The organism is Actinotignum schaalii FB123-CNA-2, from assembly GCF_000411135.1.
Lineage (GTDB): Bacteria > Actinomycetota > Actinomycetes > Actinomycetales > Actinomycetaceae > Actinotignum > Actinotignum schaalii_A.
The window spans coordinates 487,065-511,876 of record NZ_KE150262.1 but is presented as its reverse complement, the minus strand read 5'-3'; the positions used below and the strand labels follow the sequence as shown (position 1 = coordinate 511,876).

23 protein-coding genes and 2 tRNA genes are annotated in these 24,812 nt (G+C 59.5%); 8 read left to right on the top strand and 17 right to left on the bottom strand.

Annotated elements, in window-relative coordinates:
• The first annotated feature begins 15 nt into the window (after positions 1-15).
• Entirely contained in the window at positions 16-834 is an 819-nt protein-coding gene (locus tag HMPREF9237_RS02110) for a class II aldolase/adducin family protein (protein ID WP_016442069.1), read from the top strand.
• A gap of 12 nt (positions 835-846) precedes the next feature.
• Here HMPREF9237_RS02110 and HMPREF9237_RS02105 read toward each other — a convergent pair whose 3' ends face one another.
• The 13 genes from HMPREF9237_RS02105 to gyrB all read right to left on the bottom strand — a co-directional run bounded on the left by HMPREF9237_RS02105 (position 847) and on the right by gyrB (position 15,121).
• The gene (locus HMPREF9237_RS02105) at positions 847-2,250 is read right to left on the bottom strand and encodes an MFS transporter (protein WP_016442068.1); all 1,404 of its coding nucleotides are present in this window, start codon (positions 2,248-2,250) and stop codon (positions 847-849) included.
• Between the two features lie 135 nt (positions 2,251-2,385).
• The gene (locus tag HMPREF9237_RS02100; RefSeq protein WP_016442067.1) at positions 2,386-3,840 is read right to left on the bottom strand and encodes an MFS transporter; all 1,455 of its coding nucleotides are present in this window, start codon (positions 3,838-3,840) and stop codon (positions 2,386-2,388) included.
• A 42-nt stretch (positions 3,841-3,882) separates the two neighbouring features.
• Positions 3,883-4,857, bottom strand: a complete 975-nt coding sequence (locus HMPREF9237_RS02095; RefSeq protein WP_016442066.1) for a nucleoside hydrolase — start codon at positions 4,855-4,857, stop codon at positions 3,883-3,885.
• Positions 4,858-4,865: 8 nt separating this feature from the next.
• Complete coding sequence (gene deoC / locus HMPREF9237_RS02090; RefSeq protein WP_016442065.1) at positions 4,866-5,570, bottom strand: deoxyribose-phosphate aldolase; 705 nt, start codon at positions 5,568-5,570, stop codon at positions 4,866-4,868.
• A 23-nt stretch (positions 5,571-5,593) separates the two neighbouring features.
• Positions 5,594-6,562: a ribokinase gene (locus HMPREF9237_RS02085; RefSeq protein WP_016442064.1), complete on the bottom strand. Its 969-nt coding sequence runs from the start codon at positions 6,560-6,562 to the stop codon at positions 5,594-5,596.
• Positions 6,563-6,644: 82 nt separating this feature from the next.
• Positions 6,645-7,412 (bottom strand): GntR family transcriptional regulator, encoded by a 768-nt coding sequence (locus HMPREF9237_RS02080; RefSeq protein WP_016442063.1) that lies wholly within the window; start codon positions 7,410-7,412, stop codon positions 6,645-6,647.
• A 1,072-nt stretch (positions 7,413-8,484) separates the two neighbouring features.
• A tRNA-Ala gene (locus HMPREF9237_RS02070) sits at positions 8,485-8,560 on the bottom strand.
• Positions 8,560-8,685, bottom strand: a complete 126-nt coding sequence (locus HMPREF9237_RS09785; RefSeq protein ID WP_269208109.1) for a hypothetical protein — start codon at positions 8,683-8,685, stop codon at positions 8,560-8,562. The genes HMPREF9237_RS02070 and HMPREF9237_RS09785 overlap by 1 nt, the downstream gene beginning before the upstream one ends.
• A 17-nt stretch (positions 8,686-8,702) precedes the next feature.
• Positions 8,703-8,776 (bottom strand) — tRNA-Ile (locus HMPREF9237_RS02065).
• 287 nt (positions 8,777-9,063) lie between these two features.
• Complete coding sequence (locus HMPREF9237_RS02060) at positions 9,064-9,753, bottom strand: YczE/YyaS/YitT family protein (protein WP_016442061.1); 690 nt, start codon at positions 9,751-9,753, stop codon at positions 9,064-9,066.
• On the bottom strand, positions 9,746-10,405 hold the full coding sequence (locus HMPREF9237_RS09690) for a DUF3566 domain-containing protein (protein ID WP_016442060.1): 660 nt from the start codon (positions 10,403-10,405) through the stop codon (positions 9,746-9,748). The genes HMPREF9237_RS02060 and HMPREF9237_RS09690 overlap by 8 nt, the downstream gene beginning before the upstream one ends.
• A gap of 1 nt (position 10,406) precedes the next feature.
• Entirely contained in the window at positions 10,407-13,025 is a 2,619-nt protein-coding gene (gene gyrA / locus HMPREF9237_RS02050; protein WP_016442059.1) for a DNA gyrase subunit A, read from the bottom strand.
• Between the two features lie 14 nt (positions 13,026-13,039).
• Positions 13,040-15,121 carry a DNA topoisomerase (ATP-hydrolyzing) subunit B gene (gene gyrB / locus HMPREF9237_RS02045; RefSeq protein WP_016442058.1) on the bottom strand — a complete coding sequence of 694 codons (2,082 nt, stop codon included), beginning with the start codon at positions 15,119-15,121 and terminating at the stop codon, positions 13,040-13,042.
• 148 nt (positions 15,122-15,269) lie between these two features.
• Here gyrB and HMPREF9237_RS02040 point away from each other — a divergent pair, with 148 nt between their 5' ends.
• Positions 15,270-15,641, top strand: a complete 372-nt coding sequence (locus tag HMPREF9237_RS02040) for a metallopeptidase family protein (protein WP_231366691.1) — start codon at positions 15,270-15,272, stop codon at positions 15,639-15,641.
• Between the two features lie 19 nt (positions 15,642-15,660).
• Here HMPREF9237_RS02040 and HMPREF9237_RS02035 read toward each other — a convergent pair whose 3' ends face one another.
• The 4 genes from HMPREF9237_RS02035 to dnaA all read right to left on the bottom strand — a co-directional run bounded on the left by HMPREF9237_RS02035 (position 15,661) and on the right by dnaA (position 21,010).
• Complete coding sequence (locus tag HMPREF9237_RS02035) at positions 15,661-16,251, bottom strand: DUF721 domain-containing protein (protein WP_016442056.1); 591 nt, start codon at positions 16,249-16,251, stop codon at positions 15,661-15,663.
• Entirely contained in the window at positions 16,241-17,503 is a 1,263-nt protein-coding gene (gene recF, locus HMPREF9237_RS02030) for a DNA replication/repair protein RecF (protein ID WP_016442055.1), read from the bottom strand. Before recF ends, HMPREF9237_RS02035 begins: the two co-directional genes overlap by 11 nt.
• A 13-nt stretch (positions 17,504-17,516) precedes the next feature.
• A complete protein-coding gene (gene dnaN, locus HMPREF9237_RS02025; RefSeq protein WP_016442054.1) occupies positions 17,517-18,647 on the bottom strand; it encodes a DNA polymerase III subunit beta in 1,131 nt (376 codons plus the stop codon).
• A 689-nt stretch (positions 18,648-19,336) separates the two neighbouring features.
• Entirely contained in the window at positions 19,337-21,010 is a 1,674-nt protein-coding gene (dnaA, locus tag HMPREF9237_RS02020) for a chromosomal replication initiator protein DnaA (protein WP_016442053.1), read from the bottom strand.
• Positions 21,011-21,493: 483 nt separating this feature from the next.
• Here dnaA and rpmH point away from each other — a divergent pair, with 483 nt between their 5' ends.
• From rpmH to rsmG, 6 genes are all read left to right on the top strand, one after another.
• Positions 21,494-21,634, top strand: coding sequence for a 50S ribosomal protein L34 (rpmH, locus tag HMPREF9237_RS02015; RefSeq protein ID WP_039898524.1), 141 nt, complete (start codon positions 21,494-21,496; stop codon positions 21,632-21,634).
• Positions 21,635-22,009, top strand: a complete 375-nt coding sequence (gene rnpA / locus HMPREF9237_RS09875) for a ribonuclease P protein component (RefSeq protein WP_016442052.1) — start codon at positions 21,635-21,637, stop codon at positions 22,007-22,009. It abuts the gene before it with no gap.
• Positions 22,006-22,383: a membrane protein insertion efficiency factor YidD gene (yidD, locus tag HMPREF9237_RS09165; RefSeq protein WP_081637278.1), complete on the top strand. Its 378-nt coding sequence runs from the start codon at positions 22,006-22,008 to the stop codon at positions 22,381-22,383. Before rnpA ends, yidD begins: the two co-directional genes overlap by 4 nt.
• A gap of 11 nt (positions 22,384-22,394) precedes the next feature.
• Entirely contained in the window at positions 22,395-23,522 is a 1,128-nt protein-coding gene (gene yidC / locus HMPREF9237_RS02005; protein ID WP_016442051.1) for a membrane protein insertase YidC, read from the top strand.
• Positions 23,523-23,634: 112 nt separating this feature from the next.
• Positions 23,635-24,135, top strand: coding sequence for a protein jag (locus HMPREF9237_RS02000; RefSeq protein WP_016442050.1), 501 nt, complete (start codon positions 23,635-23,637; stop codon positions 24,133-24,135).
• Positions 24,136-24,156: 21 nt separating this feature from the next.
• Positions 24,157-24,807, top strand: a complete 651-nt coding sequence (gene rsmG, locus HMPREF9237_RS01995) for a 16S rRNA (guanine(527)-N(7))-methyltransferase RsmG (RefSeq protein WP_039898197.1) — start codon at positions 24,157-24,159, stop codon at positions 24,805-24,807.
• Positions 24,808-24,812 lie beyond the last annotated feature (5 nt).

Here is a 24,812-nt window from a genome sequence, read left to right as displayed (position 1 = left end):
AAAGATGGAGAGACCATGACTTCTCAATTAACTGTTGACGCCCTCCTGGAACAAATGGGAGTGACCGGACGTCGCCTCGACCACCTGCACGCCGCGGAAGCCGGCGCCGGAAATATCTCTATTTCCGTTGATTGGGATACCGATCTCGAATCAGTTTTCCCGGAAAAGCAGGCCAGCGTCAAGCTCCCCTGGAAGGTACCTGCTCTGGCGGGACGAACGGTGTTCGTAACCGGATCAGGATGCCGTTTGCGTGAGGTTGCGGACGCGCCCGAAAAGAACGTGTCGGCTTTCATTGTGGATGAAGGTGGCGAAACCGGTACCTGGTACACGCATCCAAACAAGGCGTATCAGCGCCCCACGAGCGAATTCAATTCGCATCTTGCGGTGCATAACGACCAGGTGGCTCAGCGCGGCGTGAGTTTCCAGGCTATTGTGCACGCGCAGCCTCCGTACCTCGTTGCGCTCTCACATATTCCCGAGACTCTCAACAACAAGGATTTCAATCGCATGATCTTCCGGTGGGAGCCGGAAACCATCGTTCAGGTTCCCGAAGGTATCGCCGTCCTCGAATTCATGGTTCCCGGTAGCGACGAACTCATGGAGAACAATGTGATCGGACTTCGCGATCATCGCATCGCGCTCTGGGCCAAGCACGGAATTATGGTTCGCTCAGATTCTTCCGCGCTTTCCGCGGTCGATACCATCGAGTACCTCGAAACCGGCGCCATGTACGAACACATGAACGCCGCGAGCGGTGGAAAGGGAACCGGCCTCAGTGATGACGAAATCCGCCGAGTCGTATCCACATTCAATGTAAAGACCGATATGTACTAAGAAGCACAAGATCTAAGAGCATTGGCTCTCATCTTCCTCCCGGACGCTGGGCCGCGGCGAGGTGGGGATGTCCCGCTCACTCTGAGCACCCCGCTCGCCCTGGCTCAGCGTCCAGCTGAGGAGAAGTACCGTGATGCCGGCGAAGGGCACCACGCACAGACCGGTGCGCAGCCCGAAGGTATCGGCCACCATACCCACAATCGGCGGGGAAACCAGGAAACCGATGCGCATGAGCCAGGAAATGACCGTCAGGCCCGTGCCCGGTTTGAGTCCGGGAAGTTCGTCAGCTTGTTGAATAGCCGCCGGCACCAGCGTGGCCGAACCAAAACCGGCCACCGCGAAACCGGCAATCGTGCCCGGCACGCTCGGGAACAGCAGCGCCAGCCCCATCCCCGCGGTAATGAGCGCCGCCCCGCCCTGGGCCACGGTGCGCCGCCCGAAGCGATCCACCAGCCCATCGCCCAGCAGCCGCCCCACGAACTGCGAGCCAACCAAACCGACATACCCCGCCGCGGCTAAGCCTCCCACGGCACCGAGCTGCCCCACGTACAGAGTCGCCCAACTGGATCCAGCATCCTCAATAAGACCACCCATCGTGGCAATGAGCACAAGCGCACCCAGCATCGCCACGGTGCGGAACGTCAGTGGTCCCGAAGTTTCGGCCGGCACGGGAGCCCCGGAAGGCGCGGCTTCTTGCGTACCCTCAGATAGGTTCGACGACGCCGACCCATCCCCCGGCGCGCCTACCCCGTCACCAGCGTGATCTGCGGTCGTACCGCTTGGCCCGGGGTCTGCGGCGTCGTTCCCCGGCAAGCAGAAGCGTCGGGCCACCAGCGCGACAACAGCCCACAGCGTCCCGGACAGCACCAGATGCGCGGGCACCGGCAACCCAATCCAGATCGCGGCGGCGGACATGAGCCCGCCACTCATCGCGCCCACGGACCAGGTCGCGTGGAAAGTATTAATGATCGAGCGCCCGTAATGGCGCTGCACCCGCAAGCCATGCGCATTTTGCCCCACGTCGGTGGCCGCATCGCAGGCGCCCCCGAGGAACATTCCGGCCGCGAAGAAGATTCCGGTGGGCCCCACACCCGCCACAATAAGACCGAGCGCGGTGAAAAGGGTACCGGCCACCGCCACCGGCGCGGATCCGAATTTACGAATGAGTGGCGCGGCGAAAACCCCCGCGATAATGCCACCGGCCGGAAAAGCCGCGAGCGCAAGGCCGTACACGGCGTTATCGAGCTCGTGAATCCGCTTAAGTTCGGGGAAACGCGGCACAATATTAGCGAAAATCGCACCGTTGGTGAAGAAGAGCGCGCTCACCGCCAGGCGGGCATCGCGCAATTGGGTGGCGCTATAGTGGCGTGAACTCGGCGGGCGGCGACGCCGCGAAACATAGGACTGTTCAGTCACAACTATCCTTTGCGTGCGAATCTTTTGCGTGCGGTGTAACTCCTCCACCCTACCGAGAAAAGAGGGGCCGCGGGTTCGCCGCCGCATGCAAACTGCACGGCAGAAAAACCCGCGACCCCGCTCTCACCAGATAGCCTAGATCTTCTCACCTCCGGTCGTTTCCTGGGCCGGCAGCGCCAGAGAAATCGCGAAGGCGATCACCGCGCAGACCAACCCAACAATCGCGGCCTGCGAATACCCGGCGGTAATATCGCCGGCTACCGCGTTACGAGCCACGAAGGAGGCCATCACCCCGGTACCCACGCCCGCGCCCAGGTTGAAAGCCGCGGAGGTCAGACCCGGGAGCACCCCCGGCCGGGTGGGCGAAGCGTAAAGCACGCCCATGGCGTTGAGGGTGGTATTGGACATCGCGGTATAGGTGGCACCCATGAGGAAGGCCAGGGTGAAGAGCACCCAGCGGTTCTCGAACCCGAAAACCACCACACCTGTGATGAGCACGATGCTGCCCAGCAGCCCGGCGCGCAAAATCGCGCGGTAGCCCAGCCGCGGGGCGTACTTGCCTACGAAGGGTGCCAGCAGCCAGCCCAGTAGCGAGAAGGGCGTGAGGTAGAGCAGCGCTGATTCCGTACCGCCCATACCCAGACCGTTCTCCACATCCTGGGACACCGCCGGGATAAGGTACATGAGCACCGAGAAAGCGGAAGCCAGGGTGAAGAACGCCGTCCCGGTCACGCCCCAGGTTTGGCGTTTGACCAGCTCGGGCAGCGGGACCAACGGGTCCGCAACCCCGCGCTCCACCAGCACGAAGGCTACCGCCAGCACCACCGCCGCGATAATTGCGACAATGGTCCAGGTATTCCCCCAGCCCAGCGAACCGAAGCCGAAGGTGAGTGCCATATTTGCCGACCATAGCGAGCCGGTGAGGGTCATTGCCCCGCCCCAGTCCATGCGGCTGGCCGCCGGAACACGGGTTTCCGGGACCCAGGCCACCACGCAGATGAGGGCCAGCACTTCCAAAGCCAAGATCGTCCAGAAAATTCCCTTGTAGCCGGCATGATCCACAATCACTCCGCCCAGGAGAGTGTCGATCCCGGCTACCCCGGAATTAATCGCGGCAACCAAACCGATATAGAAACCGTATTTCTTCGGGTGCAGGATGGCACGCAGGGTGAGGTTACCCAGCGCGAAAGTCGCCCCGCAGAAACCTTGGAGGAAGCGCCCCACCATGAGCATGGCCACGCTGCTAGTCACCAGTACCAGCACCGTTCCCACCACCATAAAGCTCACGGAAATCAACAGGGTCACGCGCCGCCCGATTTTATCGGCCAGCGGCGGGAAGAAAATCGCGAGCGCCGCGGCTACCGCGAGGAACACCGTGGAGCTCCAGCCGATCACCCCGGCATTAGTATTGAGGGCGCTGGCCATATCGCCGATAGCCGGTGCCAGCATTGTGGCATTGAGCTGGAAACTCGCGATCACCAGCATGAGGGCGGTGAGTACCAGCTTCGGGTTAATCGCGCGGTTCCCGGCGGCGCGCACCGTGGTCCCCTCAATAAATTCGGAGGGGAGCTCCCTTGAGAGTTCAGCCATGGAATTCTCCTTCACGCATTATGGACCGATATCCGGCAGAACTTAGGCCAGGCCCACGAAGGGCTGGTTCGGGGTAGTTTGCTGTGCGAGCAAGGCATCCAGCCGCGCGAAGAACGCCTTCTTATCGGCTTCCTCCACCACGTACGCGTTGGCGGGCAGCGGGAATTTCTCCCAGGCCATGGCCGAATATCCGCGGGTGAGCTCCGAACTGGTTTCAATATCCACCCGGTAGCGGTTTTCGCTGAGGATAAGTTCCGGATGTAGGAGCGTGGCAAGTGTCATGGAATCGGGATGCGTGGAGCCATCCACTCCTACCGATTCGTTGAAGTCCAGGGTGGTATCGCATACCTTCTTGAAGAACTTCGCGAGGGTCGTATCCTTATCGGCCAGCGCATTGTATTCCGCACGGGTGATGGTGGCATCACGCAGGGTGATGGGATCCCAGGTCACCACGTGAATATCCTCAAAGCCGGCCGTAAAAACAATCTGTGCGGCTTCCGGATCCACATAGAAATTAAATTCAGCCGCGGAAATCGTATTTCCACGGCCGTTATTAGATCCACCCATAATGTAGAGGCTCTTGACGTTCTTTACAAAAGTGCGGTCCTTGACTACCGCGGTCGCGATATTCGTCAGCGGCCCGATCGCTACCACGCTCACCTCACCCGGTTGGGCAGCGGTAATACGAAGAAGAGCGTCAACAGCGTGCTCATCCTCGACGTGCGTCGTCGTAAAATCAATACTCAAGCCGCCGGTGCCGTCACCGTGCACGTCCTCGGCAGACACCCACTCGCGTAGCATCGGCTGCGAGCAACCCACGTGAATGGGGACCGCGCCGAGCTTACCGGCAGCGTTGAGCGTCATCTGCGCATTTTTAATCTGCCGCTCAAAACCAACATTTCCGGCCACCATGGTGATAGCCCGCAAATCAGCCCGCTCATCGAGAAGGCCGAAAAGAATCGCCACGCAATCATCCTGCGCGGTATCAGTATCGAGGATAAAAGGTACCTTCGTCATGAGTGCTCCTAGTAACTCTCGTGGCCGTTTTCCCCGGTCACGATGGCGACCGAGTTCGACGATCCCACCAGGGCCGCTCCGGCCCGGATCAAAGATAGTGCATGGTCAAAGGTGGAGATACCACCTGATCCCTTGATGAGAACGCCCGCGGGTGCCAGGCTTTTCAAGAACTTAATGGATTCGACGCTCGCCTTTTCCACCGAGCCGGACGACGCATTTTTGAGGTACTTCACACCGGCTTCCACGGAAAGTTCCACCGCGGCGCGGCGTTCATCCTCGGTGAGGAGCGGCAGTTCAAGCATCACTTTGACGGGCACACCCGCGGCGACGACGCCGGCAATATCCTCGCGGAACTTGTCATATTCGCCGTCTTTAAGCCACCCGATCTGCACCCCGATATCAATCTGGGTAGCGCCGGCCTTTACCAGCGCTTCGGCTTCCGCGGCTTTCCCGGCGGAGGTCATCACCCCGGTGGTCGGGAAATCAAGGGCAGAGGCCACCTCAATCCCGGTTCCTTCCAGCACCTTCGCGGTAATAGGAACCTGAGATCCGGCGACCATTGCCGCGTTGAATCCGTATTCGATGGCCTGCTCGGCGTGGCGGATCGATTCGGCCCGTGTAGTTCCGGTCTTAATGAGGGTGTGTTGGATATACGGAGCTAAATCGCGCGGGTTCGTAATATTTTCCGGCGCGATACGCGTAGTTTTTTCCATTATTTATCCTTCCGTTGGGATTGTTATGAGTTTCGTGGAAGTACGACGGCGCAGCGTTCGGCACCAAAGCGGGTATGAAGATCGTCAATGCTGGGTATACCCGGCAGCACTCCTTCTTTTTCTACGGTAAAAGCACCGGCGCAATTCGCGAAGCGAGCCGCCTCCACCGGTCCGGCCCCGCAGGTAAGCGCCGCCGCGAGTGCCGCATTCGTGGCATCCCCCGCCCCGGTGGTATCCACAACAGCGCGCGGCTTCTCGGCTGGAATTTTCTCCGCCCTGCCCCCGCTTTCGCACACATAGCAACCCGCTGCTCCGTGGGTGAGTACCACGGTGCACTCCAGGGCTTGGGCGATACGCGCGGCTTTCTCTTGGGGTGGGAGGGACGCGAGCTCGGCGGCTGCGACGTCGTCCTCCAACATCTGCAAAAGCGCGACCGCTTCTGTTTCGTTCGGCGTGATGACATCGACCTGCCGCAACACATGTTCGGGTAGGCGCGGCACCGGAGCCGGGTTGAGGATGACGCGCGCTCCGGCCGCGCGCCCAAAGGTGATGGCCCGGGCCACGCTGGCCGCGGGAATTTCGCAGGAAATGAGGACCGTATCCGCGCTTTCAAAAACGGCGGCGTGCGCACCGATATCCGCCGGGCTGAGCTGGTCTAAGACTCCGTTGGCTAGGATAATGCGATTTTCCCCGGTGGCATCCGTAATAATCGCACCAACCATAGTCACGCCTTCTTTGGTGACAACGGCGGAGGCGTCCACACCCTCGGCCGCCCACATCTCACGTGCGGCGTGGGCGTACCAATCCGAACCGACAGCGGTGAGTAAGCTGACCGGGATACCTAACCGAGCTACCCCGACTGCCTGGTTCGATGCTTTGCCGCCGTGTTCTTGGCTGAAGCGCGCCCCGGAAATGGTTTCTCCATCCGCGGGCGGGCGCGCGGTGAAAAATGACAGGCCGACGCCGTAGCCGCCGACAACAAGTATTCGCATTGCTCCCCCTCGAACTCGTGCGTTAAGGCGAGGGTAGCAGCGTGAACAAGTATATACAAGTAGGTACAGCTAGTGGACAAGTTTAGGCCGGTAGCGGGGTGCGGTGCACGATGGAGTGAATCCGCAGGCGATCCGGGCGAATCCAGATCCGCGAAGTTTCTACCGGGCGGTCGGAGGCGTCGTAGGTTACTTGCTTCATATCGATAAGCGGGAAACCGTGCGGAATTCCGAGGATACGCGCAAGATTGCGATCCGCCCCGGTGGCCGAAATTGTGCGGCTGCCGTGCGAGAGGGCGATGCCGAGGCCATTTTCCAGAGTGCCGAAGAGGGAATTTTCCGCGTAATCCTGTTTCACGAGGATGGCACGTTCCGCGCACAGCGGGGGGAGAACCACCCAATTATCAAGGAGCGTGATGGAGCCTTCGGCATCGCCACGCATGCGGCGCAGGTGGAAAATACTGCCGTCTACTCCTAGCGCAGCCGCAATCGGCGGCGGGGCAGGAATGACTTCCTGCGCGAGCACCCGGGTGGTGTAGTCGATGCCGCGCTGCTCAAGTTCTTCGGCGAGGGTGGTGAGGGAGGAGGTGAGCGGCGAGCGCACAATATCGTGGGCGATGAACGTGCCGCGCCCACGCACCCGCACCAGCAGACCTTCGTCGATGAGCTGATCCACGGCTTTACGCAGCGTCCCCCGGGCCACATTGAGTTGTTCGGCGAGGGTGATTTCCATGGGAAGCTGATCACCGCGCCGCCACGCACCGGTACTCACTTGTTCACGCATCCAGGTGGCGAGCTGCCGAAAAATCGGAGTGGGGGCATTGCGGTCAAGGCCCGGGGACTCGGTGTGCATGGTTCCTCACCATCGCTTCCTGGACGTCTATGTTCGGCTCTATGTTCGGATCCGGGCTGCTTTGCCCGGCATCTCTAGGGTACCGCGCGGCCTGGGAGGGCGCTGGAAAGTGCCTGATGGTGGGCTGGCGGGGGCGGGAGTGCGCCGGGGCGGAGGCGTGGGTAGCACGCGCGCGAGGCTCGGGTGCGAGCGGATTCGGAACACGAGGTCCGGGCGGCGCCGGAGACGGTATGTTCTTTCCGAGCTGTACCGCGTATGTACCACAAACGCAGTACGTTCCCCGCCATCGTCTCTTCGGCACCGCAAAATCTAGCGGCAAAAGTATAGAGTCGTCAGTTTATCGGAAATCGAGTCGTCAGTTTATCGGAAATCGAGTCGTCAGTTTGTGGGGATTTCAGTCGTCAGTTTATGGACCGCACAGTCGTCAGTTTATAGCGCGCGGGCGATCCTGCTGAAGATATCCTTAGATATAGCTGCCCTGGAACGCGTTGAAGAAATTATTGATACGGAACTCTATCGGCAAGCGCGGGAGCAAGACGACGGTATTCGGTACTCCATGGACGAGGTCATGCGCATCGTCGCAGAGGATTGATATCGATACCTTCTGACTAAATGAGCCAAGTCAAGTTAGGGGTGCGCGCCTTAGCTTTGCGTTGATTTCCACTACTAGGCGGCATAAAGATATAATCAGGATTGAAATGTCAGTGTTTCATTGCATGACCATTTCCTTTCAATCAGAGGCACCCGGCGTTCCAGCGCCGGGTGCCTTGCATTTCGCGCAGCCCGGGTGAGACCTATAAGACACCTGACCTCGGCTTTCGGCTTCACAAAATGTACATTTCGGACCTGATGAGCCGCAAAATGTACGTCAGGAACATAAAACCCGCTTAAAACTGTCACCCACGTACATTTTGCTGGCTGGACTGGCAAGGCCGTCAGGATGGCAGGCCGCCGCCCGCCAGCGCCAGCGGCACGGGCGCACCGAAGTGTGCATAAGAAACCCAAAAACGGAGAAAACGGTGCTCATACGAACACTGTACGAGCGGGCTAAAGGCCAAACATCAAGGAAGTCTGGTGGAGCTAAGGGGACTCGAACCCCTAACCCCCTGCTTGCAAAGCAGGTGCGCTACCAATTGCGCCATAGCCCCTAAGATTCCGGCGCGGGATCCGGAACGTGGTGCCAACGAGAATGCTCATCCATCACGTGCACCAGGGCAGCGACAGCACAACATCCAGCAGCAAGTGAGCCGAGGAAGAAAACAACCCGTTTCATAACCCTCCTCGTAACCGTGGGCCTAGATGGACTCGAACCATCGACCTCAGTCTTATCAGGACTGCGCTCTAACCAACTGAGCTATAGGCCCGGTGACCACATGAGTTTACACCGGCGAGCCGCCGTTTCCAAATCGTTTTGCTTGCGGTTCGCGTCACACCGGTCCGATGGCGTGCGTAAACACCGTTTTTATGCCCGGGAACCCACACCCCCGTTCGCGCGTTTTCCCGCACCCGCACGCGCATTTTCCCGCACCCGCACGCGCGTTTTTTACGACGACGCCGGCGCCGGCGAAGCCGGCGCGCCCGGCCGGCTGGTGGCTAAACGCGCCATAGCAGCCTGCAGATGGCTAGCTCAGCCGTAGCAGCAGGCAGGTGGCTAGGCCAACCGCAGCAGCCGGCGTAGCGGCACCCCGAGCCAGGGAGTCACCAGGCGGATGGCCGGGCCGGTGAGCACCGCCGCCGCGAGGGTGCCTTCGCGTACGCCCACGAGCTCCCCGAGCACCGCGAGCGACAATGCGGTGGCCAGAGCAACCAGGGCGGCGTCGTTATAGACCTTGATGGCGCCGAAATTAGTCCAGCGATGCACGCCGAAGCGGCGCACTGTTTTCCGGTAGATCGCGATGACCACGCCTTCACCGGCGTTGACGACCGCCCCGGAGCTCACCTCCACGCAGATTCCTACCGCGAGCACCGCCACCCCGCCCAGGCACAGCAGCCACTGCTGGGTATAGCTCGAATACGTGATCGGGCCGAGGATCGCGCCAGCCGCGTCGATACCCGTGGCCATAAGTACAGCCATGGGTAATTGCAAGAATTCTAGCGGCGGGAATTCGCGGCGCAGCAAGGCCACCTGGATCGCGATGAATGCCACGTGCATGCACCCGGTCAGGGTGCCCACCGAAATCGGGGTGATGCGCGAGACCACGTAGGGGAGCGAAGAAATGGGGGAGGTACCCAGGTCAGATGCGATAGCCAGCTGGATACCGAAGCCCATAATGAATAGGCCCAGGGCCAGCACAAGATAGCGAATAACCCACAGCCACCACGGGACGCGCGCCCTACTCATCGGTGACTGTCAGGCGCAGTCCTCCCACCAGAGCCGCGAAGAGATTGTAGATAAGTGCCGCGATCGCGGAGAGCGCGGTCAGAAGCACAATATGGATAATCCCCACCAGCACAGCGAAAGCCATCCAGCGGCCAAATTCCATGTATTCACCCACCCGCAGCAATTCTTCATTGCCAAGGGTGTCGAAAAGATCCGACATTTGGGAGAACACGTGCATGCCGTCCAGCACGAACCAGATGAGCATCATCGCGATCACGATCATCACGCCAATCGCCACGGACAGCAGGAATCCGATTTTCATGGCGGACATCGGCTCCACCTTGGCGATGGTCATCCGAATCCGGCGGATTCCCACGGTTTGCTTCGCGGGGGCAGCACCTTCCGGAGCGGATACCCGCGGGTAGGCGCTCGCCCGCTGCCCGGTAGCAGCCGGACGCCCCGCCCCGGCGGCTGACCCGCTGGCGCCCCGGCTCGGGGCGCCAGCTGCGCCGTCGTACCGCGGAGCCGAATGCGCAGGTGCGGAAGCAACGGCCGGACCGCTGTGGCCCTCCGCGGCCATCGGCATGGCGCCACGCACCCGGGTTGCCTCCAATCCCGCGGCATCACGCCCGCGGCCGGGCTGATGTTCCGGAATGTGTTGTGTATCTGTCATCTCAGTTCTCCAAGGTTTCCGCGGCCGGTGCCGTAGGTTCCTCCGGTTGCGTAGCCGCCGTAGGTTCCGCCGATTCCGATTCGGTAGCCGGTTCCTCCGCTGCCGCCTGCTCGCCGGCGGCGGGGACCTCATCTTCTTCTATCTCCACCTCAGCATTACGCGCGACAGCAATAATTCTGTCACCCTTATCGGGCCGCACGAAAGTAACGCCCTGGGTGTTGCGGCCGGTGAGCGACACTTCATCAACCGCGGCGCGCATCACCTTGCCCGATTCCATAATAGCGAGCACTTCATCACCGCTGGACACCATGAGCGCGCCCACCAGATCCCCGCGGGCTTCGGTCAGCTTCGCCACCTTAATACCCATACCGGCACGCCCCTGCACCCGGTATTCATCCGCGCTGGTCCGCTTGGCAAAGCCCTGTTCCGTCATCACGAAAACCTGGGAATCATCATGCACAACATCCATGGTCAGCAACGAATCATCCCCGCGGAATTTCATACCCGTCACCCCGGAAGCCGCCCGGCCCATCGGCCGCAGCGATTCCGCATTCGCCGTGAAACGCAAAGACATCCCGTGGCGGGAGACGAGCAGCAGGTCATCGGCATCATCCACGAGGGAGGCGGCCACCACCTCGTCGCTGCTCCCATCCGCCAGCTCGCGCAACTTAATCGCAATCAAACCGCCCGAGCGCGGGGAATCGTAATCCTGGAGCGGGGTCTTCTTCACCAGCCCGGACTTCGTGGCGAGTACCAGATACTTCGCGTCGTCGTAACTACGAATCGAGCGCACCGCCGCTATCGTTTCGCCGGGCTGGAAGGCCAGTAGATTCGCCACGTGCTGGCCCTTAGCATCACGCCCACCTTCGGGAAGTTCGTAACCCTTGAGACGGTAGACCCGCCCGAGGTTCGTGAAGAACAAATGCCAATCGTGGGTAGAAGCAATCCCGAAATGATCGACTACGTCGTCTACGCGCAGCGAAGCCCCGCGAATCCCCTTGCCGCCGCGATGCTGGGCGCGGTATTCGCTCACCTTGGTGCGCTTGACGTAACCCGAGCGCGTGACCGTGACCACCACGTCTTCTTCGGGAATGAGGTCTTCCACGCTCATCTCCCCGTCATAGGGGAGGATGGTGGTGCGCCGGTCATCACCGTACTTATCGGTAATGGCCTGCAGCTCTTCGGAAATAATGAAACGCTGGCGATCCTCCGAAGCCAGGATCCCGCGGTAGTCCTCCACGAGGGCCCGCTTTTCTTCGTATTCATCCAGGATCTTCTGGCGTTCCAGGGCGGCCAGGCGGCGCAGCTGCATTTCCAGAATCGCATTGGCCTGATCCTCATCAATATCGAGGAGCTCCATGAGGCCGGTGCGGGCCACATCCACGGTAGCCGAAGCACGAATCAGCGCAATAACTTCATCAAGAGCATCGAGAGCCTTGAGGTAGCCCTCGAGGATATGCATGCGCTTGAGGGCTTCGTTGAGGCGGTATTCGGTGCGCCGGCGGATCACATCCATCTGGTGCGCGACCCAGTGCCGCACGAAACCGTCGAGGGAAAGCGTACGCGGCACCCCGTCCACCAGCGCCAACATATTCGCCGGGAAATTATTTTGCAGCTGAGTGTGCTTGTAGAGATTATTGAGGACTACCTTCGGTACCGCGTCGCGTTTGAGAACGACGACGATCCGCTGGCCGGCACGCCCCGAAGTTTCATCACGGATATCAGCAATACCCGGGAGGCGGCCATCCTTAATACCCTCCACCATTTTGTCGAGCAAACGGTCCGGATTGACCTGGTAGGGCAGATCGGTGATGACCAGGCAGGTGCGGCCGCCGATCTCATCCACTTCCACCACCGCACGCTGGGTGATGGACCCGCGCCCGGTCCGGTAAGCATCCTCAATACCGCGAGTCCCCAGGATCGTTGCCCCGGTGGGGAAATCCGGGCCCTTGATACGGCGCATGAGCTCGCCCAGGAGTTCTTCCCGGGAAGTATTCGGGTGGGCGAGGTACCACTGCACGCCGTCATTCACTTCGCGCAGGTTATGCGGCGGGATGCGGGTGGCCATACCCACCGCGATACCTTCGGAGCCGTTGACGAGCAGGTTCGGGAAGCGGGAGGTGAGGATGGTTGGTTCCATGAGCGAGCCATCGTAATTCGGCTCGAAATCAACCGTATTTTCCTTGATATCCCGTACCATTTCCAGGGCGAGGGGAGCCATCCGTGCTTCCGTGTACCGCGGGGCAGCCGCCCCCAGATCACCGGAGGTACCGAAATTGCCCTGCCCGGACACCAGCGGGTAGCGCATGGACCACGGTTGGGCCAGGCGGACCATGGTGTCGTAAATCGCGGCATCACCGTGCGGGTGGTAGTGCCCCATAACATCGCCCACGATTTTCGCCGACTTAGAGAAGGAGGAATCAGGCCGGTATCCGCCGTCGTACATCGCGTAGATAACGCGCCGATGCACGGGCTTGAGGCCATCGCGCACGTCCGGCAGCGCGCGACCCACAATAACGGACATGGCGTAATCGAGGTAGGAACTCTCCATTTCGCGCTGGAGATCCACCTCCATAATCGCGCCGTGATTATACGTGGACGTCGTTTCGCTTTCGCTCATAATGATGACAAATCCTAGATATCGAGGAAGCGCACGTCGTGCGCATTACGTTGAATGAAGCCGCGGCGAGAATCCACATCTTCGCCCATGAGAACACTGAAGGTTTCGTCGGTTGCGGCGGCCTCCCCGATGGAGACCTGCTTGAGGGTGCGGAATTCCGGATTCATGGTGGTATCCCACAGTTCTTCCGCGTTCATTTCACCCAGACCCTTATAGCGCTGGATGCGCTGGGATTCTTCGCGGGGCAGCCGCCAGCCCTTATCTTTACCTTCTTCGAGCACCTCATCGCGTTCCCGATCCGAGAACACGTAGGAATGCGGGGCATTCGTCCATTTGATGCGGTAGAGCGGGGGCATAGCCAGGAATACATGCCCGGCTTCGATAAGCGGACGCATATAGCGGTACACCAGAGTGAGCAGGAGAGTCGCAATATGCGAGCCGTCCACATCCGCATCGGCCATGAAAATGATCTTGTGATAGCGCAGCTTATCGATATCGAATTCATCACCGATGCCGGTGCCGAAAGCGGTGATAAGCGATTGGATGGTATCCGAGGAAAGCGCCCGATCCAGGCGGGCCTTTTCCACGTTAAGGATCTTGCCGCGGATGGGCATAATCGCCTGGTGTTCCGGATCGCGCCCGTTCACGGCGCTACCACCGGCGGAATCACCCTCCACGATGAAGATTTCGCATTCCTCGGGTTTATTCGAGGTGCAATCCTTAAGCTTGCCTGGCATCGAGGCGGATTCCAGCACAGACTTGCGGCGGGTCGCTTCCCGGGCTTTGCGGGCGGCCGCGCGGGCGGCAAAAGCCTGGGTACCCTTGCGAATAATTTCTTTGGCATCCGCCGGGTGTGAATCGAGCCAGTCGCTGAGCTGGGTGTACATCTGCTGCTGCACGAAGGTGCGCGCTTCGGTATTCCCGAGCTTGGTTTTGGTCTGACCTTCGAACTGGGGATTACCCAGTTTTACGGAGATCACCGCGGTGAGGCCTTCGCGCACATCATCACCGGAAAGATTCGGGTCCTTATCTTTGAGGAGCCCATGTTCGCGCGCGTACTTATTAATAACCGAGGTGAGGGCGGAGCGGAAACCTTCTTCGTGCATTCCGCCTTCGGTGGTGTTAATCGTATTGGCGAAGGTATTGACCGATTCGGAATAGGCCGAGGTCCACTGCATGGCCACTTCCACTTCGATCTGTTTCTCATCATCTTCAGCTTCGAAGTAGATGATGTCGTTATTGATGATCTCCGACTTTTTCATCGAGTTGAGGAACTTGACGTAGTCGAGCAACCCGCCGGAATAGCAATAGGAGACTTCGCGCCGGGCCGGAACTTCCGCCGCGGTTTCACCTTCCGCCCCGGTGACTTCATCACCTTCCGAGGTGGCGGAGCGGCGCTCATCAATGAGGTTGATGCGCAGGTTCTTATTGAGGAAGGCCATCTGGTGGAAACGCTTACGCAGCGTTTCGAAATCGTAATCCGTAGTTTCGAAAATATCCGGATTGGCCCAGAAAGTCTGGGTAGTTCCTGTTTCGGTGGTTTCTTCCCCGCGTTCCAGTTCCCGGGTGGGAACCCCGTTTTCATAGGCGATCCGCCATACATAACCATCGCGCTTGACGATAGTTTCCATTCGGGTGGATAGTGCGTTCACCACGGACACACCCACACCGTGGAGGCCACCGGATACCGCGTAGCCGCCCTGGCCGAATTTACCGCCGGCGTGCAGCACGGTCATGACCACTTCCACCGCGGGGCGCCCTTCGGTGGGGTGCATATCCACGGGGATACCGCGCCCGTTATCTTCCACGCGAACCCCGCCATCCTCACGCAGGGTCACCGTGATGGTATCCGCATAGCCGGCCAGCGCTTCGTCAACCGAATTATCCACGACTTCGTAGACCAGGTGGTGCAAACCGCGCTCCCCGGTGGAGCCAATATACATACCGGGGCGTTTGCGCACCGCCTCGAGGCCTTCGAGGACGGTAATATTCGATGCATCATAAGATTGATCGGGGGATACTTCGCCGACGTGATGCGCAGGGCTCTGCTGAACCGGGTGCTGTTCCGGCTCGGGATGACTCGTTGTTTCCGACACGCGCGGAACACTCCTTCAGGCTAACTCTCAAAAATGGGCCTCTCCCGCGTTGACCGCCGTTCTGGTAGGTACCTACGCTGGAGAGTCCCTCGTCTATTCTAGCCTATAAGCAGCTATGAAACTGAGACGGAGGACCGCTGTGCTGGAGATGTCCGAGCAAGAATTCGAGGAGGCGGTGGCCGATGCCATCGATCTGCTGCCCGAGGCTTTTCTTGCTTCCCTTCCCAATGTGGTGTTTTTAGTGGAGGAAGAACCCGAGCCGGATATGCTCCGCCCGGAGGATTACGACGAGGACGGCCTACCCGCGGTGCTCGGTTTTTACGATGGGGTAGCGCTGACCGAGCGCGGTGATGATGCCGGCTTACTTCCCGACCGCATCTTTATTTTCCGCGGCCCGCTTATGCGCTGGTGCGAAACTCGCGAAGAATTAGTGGAGGAAATCGGGGTCACCATTATCCACGAGGTCGGACATTTTTACGGTTTGGACGACGACGCCCTACATGCCCTGGGCTGGGAATAGCCAGCATCGGTGCGCCTGGCTATCCGTAAGTATCCCGGGGCCCGCGCCCGGGAACGGAGAGCGGCCCGTGCTTCCAGCTGGGCCGATGCGGACCCAGAATCACAATATCTTTGACAATCCCCTCCCCTATTTCAGCGGCAATCCGCCCGGAAAGGGTGGCGAGGAGCGCGCGCATCTGGGTTTTCCACGAGGTGGAGGAAGCGCGCAGAGTGAGAACGCCGTCGTCGGAAAAATCCTCAATACGGCAGTGCCGTGCTACATTCGGTCCCACAATATCTTCCCAGCGCGCGGAAACGGAGGCGATATCGAGGTGGCTTTGCCAGCCGCGGTCGCGGATGGTGCGAGCCAGGAGTTCACCTACCGGATGCGGGTCGCGCCAGGAGGGCCGGGCCCCGGATCCCACATCACCCCAACCCGGGCCGGGGCTAGCCACCGGATCGCCAATGCGATCCGCCACGCCGGGTTCTCCGGCTGCGCCCGTGCTATTCGCCGCAGTGTAACGGGGTGCCGCGGCGGGGCGGCGGGTACGCACATCCCCGCGCCGGAAGGCCGCTTCCCGGGCGGCATCCAAGGCGTGAAGCGCGAAGAGATCTCCAGCCTCACGCGCCATCGCGCACCTCCTCGGTTACCGCGCTACCGTTCGCTTCTTCGGTCAACGCACCGTCACGAAGCTCACCGGTAATGCTGCCCGCCGCGATATGGAGGCGATCCCCGCGCAGGCTTTCGGGCAGGTCATCGCCCACCGCGGCGGTAACAATCACCTGGTCAGCCTGGGCCACCAGTTCAGCTAGGCGCTCCCGGCGCCGGGCATCAAGTTCCGCAAAAACATCGTCGAGAAGGAGAATGGGTTCGCTATCCTCGCTCAGTAACTTCCAGCAGGCCAGACGCAAGGCGAGGGCGTAACTCCAGCTTTCCCCGTGACTGGCGTAGCCTTTGGCCGGCAGGGTTCCTAAAGATAAGCGCAGGTCATCGCGGTGCGGACCCACCAAATTCACGCCGCGCTCAATTTCTTGATCCCGGCGTTCATCCAGCTGAGAACGCAGCAGAGACCGGGCGGTTTCCACATCCCGCAGCGCCTCTTCTTGTGCGGTGACGGCCTGGCAGCTGGCGGCGGCGTCGTTTAACAGTGCGGCAGCATCAGGGAGGGCGAAAGTGCCGCGCCACGCATTCGCCGCGTAATCGAGGCGGGCGTGCCCGCGGTTACCGGACACAATGTTGTACATATCCGTGACATACGGGCGGAGCCGCGCCACCAATTCGGCGCGGGCGGCCACGATCTGGGCGGCAAGTGCGGCCAGCTGTTCATCCCATACATCAATGGCGGCGTGATCCACTGCTTGTCCGCGGCGGCGCGAGGCTCCGGCAGTTTTCAGGAGGGCGGCGCGCTGACGGATCACCCGTTCATATTCACTTTTCACCGAGGCTAGACGCGGGCGCAGCTGCACCATAAGGTCATCCAGGAAAGCGCGCCGTACCGCTGGTTCTCCACGTACCAGGGAGAGATCTTCGGGTGCGAAGAGCACCGCGCGGATCGTGCCGAGAATTTCTATCGGGCGCACATTACCGCGATTGAGGCGGGCTCGATTAGCGCGCCCAGCGTAAATTTCCACTTCCACGGTGGTCGGTGATTCGCCACGCACCACCCGGGCCTGTACCACGCCGGCGGTCGCACCCTGGCGGATCAGGGCATTATCGGAAGAAACTCGATGGGAGGTGAGAGTGGCGAGATAGGCGATAGCCTCCACCAGATTGGTTTTCCCCTGGCCGTTCTCGCCCACGAGGATAGTCACCCCGGGGCGGAAACGAGCCACTTCACGCCGGTAGTTACGAAAATCCGCCAGCGCTAAGTCAGAGATGTACACTCACACCCGCGCCTTAGGAATAGGTGCGAATCGGCATGAGGAGGAGGCGGAACTCATCCGTATCGGAGCCGGTTTCTTCGGGTTGGCCGGTAATAACCGCAGGTTTCGTGGGGCTGGTGAAGGACAGGCGCACGAAGGGCGTATCTACCGCGGTCAAGCCATCTTGCAGGTAGGCCGGATTGAAAGCCATCGCAATGTCTTCTCCGGTGAGGGTTGCCGGCAGTGCTTCGCTGGTTTGCGCCGAATCGTTTTGACCGGCGTCCAAGACCACGCTGCCCTCGCTAAAGCTTAGGCGCACCGCGCTATTTTTTTCGACGACGAGCCGCGCACGCTTGATGGCATCAAGCAACATGAGGCGATCAATCACAGCGTAGCCATTGACGGTATCCGGGAAGAGAGCCCGAACCTGCGGGTAATCGCCGTCGATAAGGCGAGCCACATTCTGGCGGTCCGCAGCCCGGAAACCAATGAGGCCGGTACGGCCGGTGGTATCCAGGGTCATGCGCACATTACCGACGGAACCGAGGGACTTCGCAATATCGGAAAGCCGACTGGCCCGCACCAGGATTCGCGCGGAAATCTGCGGATCTTCCGGTTCCCAGGTGAGGTTAGCGATGGCCAGGCGGTAGCGGTCAGTTGCCATGAGGGCAATATTTTCACCGTTGATTTCAATGCAGACCGAGACGAGGAGCGGGAGGGTGTCATCGGTGGAGGCGGCGGTGACAGCCTGGGCTACCGCATGCTGCCAGGCCGCACCATCAACCACGCCCGATACCCCGTCAAGGGGCGGAGCGGCCGGGTAATCTTCCAGCGGCATCGAGGTCATGACCATGCGCGAAGAGCCGCATTGGAGATCAAGTTTGGTTCCTTCGACAGTGAGGTCAATGGGCTTATTGGGGAGTGCGCGGGCATATTCAGCCAGCAGACGCCCGTGCACCAAAATAGTTCCGGCTTCTTCTACATCACCGGTAATTTCAGCGTAGGAGGAAATATCAGGATCGTACGAGGAGAGTGCAACGACGCCGGTGTCTTTGGCTTCAATTTTGATCCCGGAGAGGATGGGCAGCGAAGGGCGGGTGGGGATAGTGCGTGCCGTCCACGAGACGGCGTCCGCGAAGACATCGTGTTCAATCCGCAATTTCACAGCGAACCTTCCTCCCAATGACAAGAACTTCTAGAGCTACTTTACGCGAGGGAGGGCCCGGAAGGAAAAGAATTTAGCGGCTTTGTAATTACAACAGTGTAGTTTATCGCGGCGGGTGCACAGGCCCTCGGCGACCGTTTGTTGTTCGTGCGAGTGTTAATAGGTAGTGGTAGTAGTAGGTGCTGTGGACACTGTGGAAATGTGTTCGAAACGGCGTGAGCATGCGGATCCTGCTTGTGGATGGGCCTGTGGACGGCATTGTGGATAATAGCGGCTTTCGGGGGATGAGACACTTTCCTCAAATGGCTATCCACCGCTAGATCTCGCCGATCCGCTTAATTTACGCTCGTATCCACAGCTTATCCGCAAGACCTGTGGATAGCTTTCCTGCACGTAATGTGGGTGAGGAAACAGGGGCGCTTGTGAGGCGGGCCGTGAACCGCACGTGACATATGAGGAGCCGGACTCGAAACATGACTTGGCTCATTTAGTCAGGTTTTTGGGGGTAGGCGCGCCGCACCAGTGGTGCAAAGCGCTGTAAAGGTCTGGGCTAAGCCTAAAAGTCGCTTCGATAGCGGAGTTTGCTTAGTCAGATGGCAGCGTCGTCGTACTAAATTAGTCGCACTACATGTGCCGAATTCAAAGTGCCGCACTAAACGTGCCGCACGGACGAAACGCGAGCTACAGCGTTACTCCGCCTGGCTGGCGGCCTGCTTAATACGCACGGAAAGCTCGGATACCTGGTTATAGGTGGTCTGCCGCTCGGCCATCTGCTTATCGATTTTTCGATAAGCGTGCATGACGGTGGTGTGGTCGCGTCCGCCGAAAAGCGAACCGATCTTGGGGAGAGAAAGATCCGTCATTTCCCGGCACAGGTACATGGCGATTTGCCGCGCGGTCACCGGAATCCGGGAACGATCCGCGCTGGTGAGATCATCAATGGTGATGGAGAAGTAATTCGCCGTTTGCGCCATAATGAGGCTCGGCTTAATATCCACCGAATCCGGATTGGTAATAAGATCCTTGAGAACCATCTCGGATAGCGTGAGCGAAACCGGCTGCTTAGACAGATCCGCGAAAGCGGTGACCCGCCGCAGTGCGCCTTCCATTTCGCGCACGTTTGTGGTCATATGCGTGGCGATATATTCATGCACCTCGCGCGGCACGCTAATGCCGTCCACATGCGCTTTCTTTTCCAGAATAGCGATACGGGTTTCCAGATTCGGGCGGTCAATACTGGCCACCACCCCGGAGTTAAAACGCGAAAGCATCCGCTCTTCGAAGCCATTGAGTAGATTCGGGGCCACATCGGAAGTAATAACAATCTGCTTATTGGAATTCGTGAGAGCATTAAAGGTGTGGAAGAACTCCTCCACGGTGGTATCACGCCCGCCAATGAATTGGATATCGTCGATCAGCAAAATATCGACCTTGCGGAAAGAATCCTTGAATTCGCTTTGCCTGCCGTCACGTACCGCGTTAATAAAAGCATTGGTGAACTCTTCGGCACTGATATAACGCACGTGAATATTCGGGTAGAGCGAGAGCGCATAATTCCCGATCGCGTGCATGAGATGGGTTTTCCCCATCCCGGAATCCGAATAGAGAAAAAGCGGATTGTAGGTAGTTCCTGGTGCCTCGGAAACCGCTAGCGAAGTTGCGGTCGGAAAACGATTCGAATCCCCAATCACAAAATTATCGAAAGTGTATTTCGGGTTGAGCCCGGCGGCCGTGGAGATCGCCGCGAAAGAAGGATCGGCGGAATTCCCGTAAATTTTTTCTTCCCCGGAGGCCATCGCCAAAGTTGCGAGCGAGGTTGGCTCAGTTTTTTCGACCGGTGCGGTTACGTGTGGCGCCGGTACGTGCGGTGCGGTTACGCGCGGGGAACTGAGGGCCGACGGCGCAGCAGCGGCCACTGGCTCGGCGGGAAGCTCCGGGTAGCCCCCCGGTTCCTCCCGGGTGAAATCCCGATAGGTAGCGGACTGATTCCATTCCGAATCCGGGGATAGTGCGGTGGGAGTTTCCGCGCGGCGCGGAGCCGGAGCGGTCTCTACCGGGCGGGATTCGCGGCGTTCCGCAGCCGGGAGCGGGGATTCATTGACGCTTGGATCAATGGAAATAACCAAGCGAATGTTGTGGCCAAGAATATTGGACAGCGCCCCGGTCATAAGATCAGCAACGTGTTCTTCGATCCAATTCTTCACGAACTCGGATCCCACCACGATCATGAAGATGTCCTCGGCGGTGGCCAGCGGGTGGGCCATGCGCACAAAAGCGGATTGTGAATCGGAGAGGTCGCCCTGCATGCGCAGCAATTCCAAGGCAGCCAGCCAAGCATCGCGCGCGGGGTTCATCTCCGCCATGACATCCTCCTGAGGACTCTTTCAAGAAAAAAGGGGGCGAGCCTCGCAGCCAGGTGATCCGAGCGCCGTTGATGATCACGACTGTAAGTTTCACGCTATCTGGCGAGGCCATGCCCTATCTCTGTCTGCCTATCGTAGGTGAATGACGCGCAACACGCTAACAAGTTATCCACAGGCTTCTCCACACCTGTGGAAATTACATCCCTGTTATTCACAGGTCACTTGCGCGCTGTGGAGCCTTAAAAACCTATCCTCAATCTTTTCCACAGATGTGCATAGGTCGAAAAAATTGCTTTGGTACGTGTTTTCTCACAGTGATCATCCTTGAGATAACGGTCACCGCACGCTAAAAACCTTTGACTCATCGGCCCGATCTCGCGTAAAGTCATCTAGTCCATGCGTGGTTCAGCCGCGCGTTATTTGTCAAGAAGGGCCGCCACCGCTTGTGGATAAGCCCGTCAATATCTAGTGGAGGGGATCACCGTGGTTAAGCGGACTTTCCAGCCGAATAATCGCCGTCGCGCTAAGGTACACGGTTTCCGCAAGCGCATGTCGACCCGCGCGGGTCGCGCTGTTCTGGCAGCTCGCCGTCGCAAGGGTCGCGCCAAGATTTCGGCTCAGTAAATGCTTCCAGCCGTTCACCGCATGCGGAGTTCGGCGGATTTCGACTCGGCCTTTTCCGGAACGCGCGGCTCTGCGCGGCGCGTCCAAGTCATCCTCGGCTCCCAGTCGGAATCGACCCTAACCGGCCCTCACCCTGTGCGGGTCGGTTTTGTCGTATCCAAAGCCGTGGGAAATTCCGTGGTGCGGCATCGGGTATACCGGCAACTGCGCCATCTTATGCGTGCCCGCCTAAGTTTTTTTGACGACGGCGATCTCGTCGTCGTTCGCGCTTTTCCCGCCGCGGCGGGAAGCAGCAGCGCGCAACTCGGTGCCGATGTGGACCGAGCGCTCGCCAAGGCACGCGCGCACCGTTCCCGGCTGGTGAGCAACCCATGACACCGGCGCGGGAAAACGGAGAAACGGAAGAACGACGCAAAGAAAGCATGCTGGTACGAGCGGTGCGCTGGTACCAACGCACAATCTCAGCCGCGCGTCCCCCGCGGTGCCGCTACGCACCGAGCTGTTCGGCCTATGCGATACAAGCCATACAGATTCACGGGACCGGCAAAGGTACACTTTTAACCGTGTGGCGCTTGCTACGGTGCAACCCGTTGACGAAGGGCGGCGTAGATAGAGTGCCACCACCGGGTCAGTGGCCAAAGAAACCATTGGACCAAGATGAGCTTCTCGAGCTTTACGCCAAAGAAGACGCGTTAGACGATAAGAACAACGCTACGGGCAATCCCAGCCAGGATCGCCCAGCAGCGTGAGGAGAAACTAAGTGGATACAATTCTCGCTCCCTTTATGTGGGCGGTCTCGTGGGTGATGTACGGCATCCATGAAGGCCTCGTACTCCTGGGTATGAACCAGGGCGCCGGGCCGGCCTGGGTATGCGCCATTATCGGTCTGACCATTGTGGTTCGTCTGCTCATCTTGCCGCTGTATAACCGGCAGATTCGCGCTTCCCGGGCAATGCAGGTGCTGCAACCCGATATCCAGAAGCTGCAGAAGAAGTACAAGGGAAAGCGGGACCAGGTGTCCATGCAGCGTCAGCAGGAAGAACTGCAGGCGCTCTACCGCAAACACGGGGCCTCCCCCATGGCATCGTGCTGGCCCATGCTCGTGCAGATGCCGATTCTCTTCTCCCTGTATCGGGTGCTTATTAACTTCCCCTCCATTGCGACGGGTAAGCGTGGCCCCATCGGGCCGATTACGCAGTCGGTTGCGCAGGATTTCGAAGACACCACCTTCTTTGGCGCCCCGATGTCCGCCACTATTTCCACCGCAGGACAATTTGCTAATGCCACCCAGGTGCGGATTGTCGCCGTCGTTCTGGTTGTCATCATGATCGTCAGTATGTTCTGGACGCAGCGTCAGCTCATGACGAAGAATATGCCGGAACAAAAGGATCCGAATAACGCAGCCCTGCGCATGCAGCGCATGATGCTTTATGGCATGCCGCTGATTTACGTGTTCTCCGGTGCGGTATTCCCGGTGGGCGTGCTCATCTACTGGTGTGCCGGTAACCTCTGGAATATGTGCCAGCAGAGCTGGTTCATTCGCCACAACCCCACTCCCGGTTCGCGGGCCTATATCGAACGCGAAAAACGCATCCTGGAAAAGCGCAAGCGCAAGGGGCTTACCGATGAGGAAATCGCCGAACTGGAAGCCGAAGAGCAGAAGGGCGGCCAGCGTTACCAGCCGATGAGCAAGGAACGCGCGAAGAAAGCCGGGCTAAGCCCGGATGCGTATCTGCCGCGTCCGGAGGATGAGGACGATGACGATAAGCCTGCCGTCGGTAAAGATGGTTTGACGGATGAAGAACGCGCCCGCAAGCGCTACGAGCGCCGCCAGGCCGAACGGGCTCGCGCCCGCGCCAAGAAGAATAAGAAAAACCGCGGGAAATAACACCCGGCTACCGGCGTAGAACAAGCTAAACTTAGTCAAAGAAAAGGAACGGACGGGTTGCGCAAAATCTTGGCAGCCCCAGAAGGGGATCCCCCGGATACCAGGAGAAAGAATGAGCGAAACGTCTGAGGATATTAAGAAGCTTGATCGCGAAGGCGATATTGCGGCTGACTACCTCGAAGAACTGCTGGATATTGCTGATCTCGACGGCGATATTGATATCTCGATTGACGAAGATCGTGCCACGATCGCCATTGTTACCGAAGGGGAAGCTGATGAGCGGCTGCGGCGCTTGGTGGGCCGGCACGGTGCCACTCTTAATGCACTCCAGGATCTAACCCGCCTCGCGGTTCAGGAAAAGACCGGGGAACGCTCGCGCCTCATGTTGGATATTGCGGGGTACCGCGATGAGCGGCGCGCCAAGATTGAGGAAATCGCCGCGGAAGCGATCCGCGAGGTACAGGAAACCGGCGACGAGATCGAACTCGATCCCATGAATCCCTTCGAGCGCAAGGTGGTGCACGATGCTGCTGCCGCTGCCGGACTCGTTTCCGATTCCGAGGGTGTAGGCGCGGGGCGTCACGTGGTCATCAAGCCCGCGGATGAGGATTAAGGCGAGGATTAATACGCATATATGGCGGAAGAACATCCGATGATCGAGGTTCCTCCTGCCGCCGGTGCCGAATATTTCGGTACGGCGACATGGGGAACCTTGCTTCATTTTGCGCGCCTGCTTGAAGAAGAAGGCGAGGTGCGCGGACTGGTGGGTCCGCGCGAACTGGGCCGCTTGTGGTCCCGGCACTTGCTCAATTCCCTAGCTATTGAGGAGTTCATCCCGGCCAAAGCCACGGTGGGAGATGTGGGTTCCGGCGCCGGTTTCCCCGGAATCGTACTGGCAATTGTGCGGCCAGATGTTACCGTGACCCTGATCGAATCCATGGAACGGCGAACCGAATGGTTACGCTACGTGGTGAGCGAATTAGGTTTGCGGAACGTGAAGGTGCGGACCGCCCGTGCTGAACAGCTCAAAGGCCGTTTCGCTGCGGATATTGTGACTGCCCGGGCGGTGGCGGCTCTCAAAAAACTACTGCCGTGGACGATGCCGCTGGTTAAACCCGGGGGCCGGTTGGTGGCTCTCAAGGGTGAGCGTGCCGCGCAAGAAATTGACGACGCCGCAGCGCAATTGCAGCGTTACGGAGCTATGGAGGTCGCGGTTCATGCGGTAGTTCCCTTCGGGACGGATGAGGTTACTCGGGTAGTAGAAGTGGTGAAAAAGGCGTCGTAGGTAGC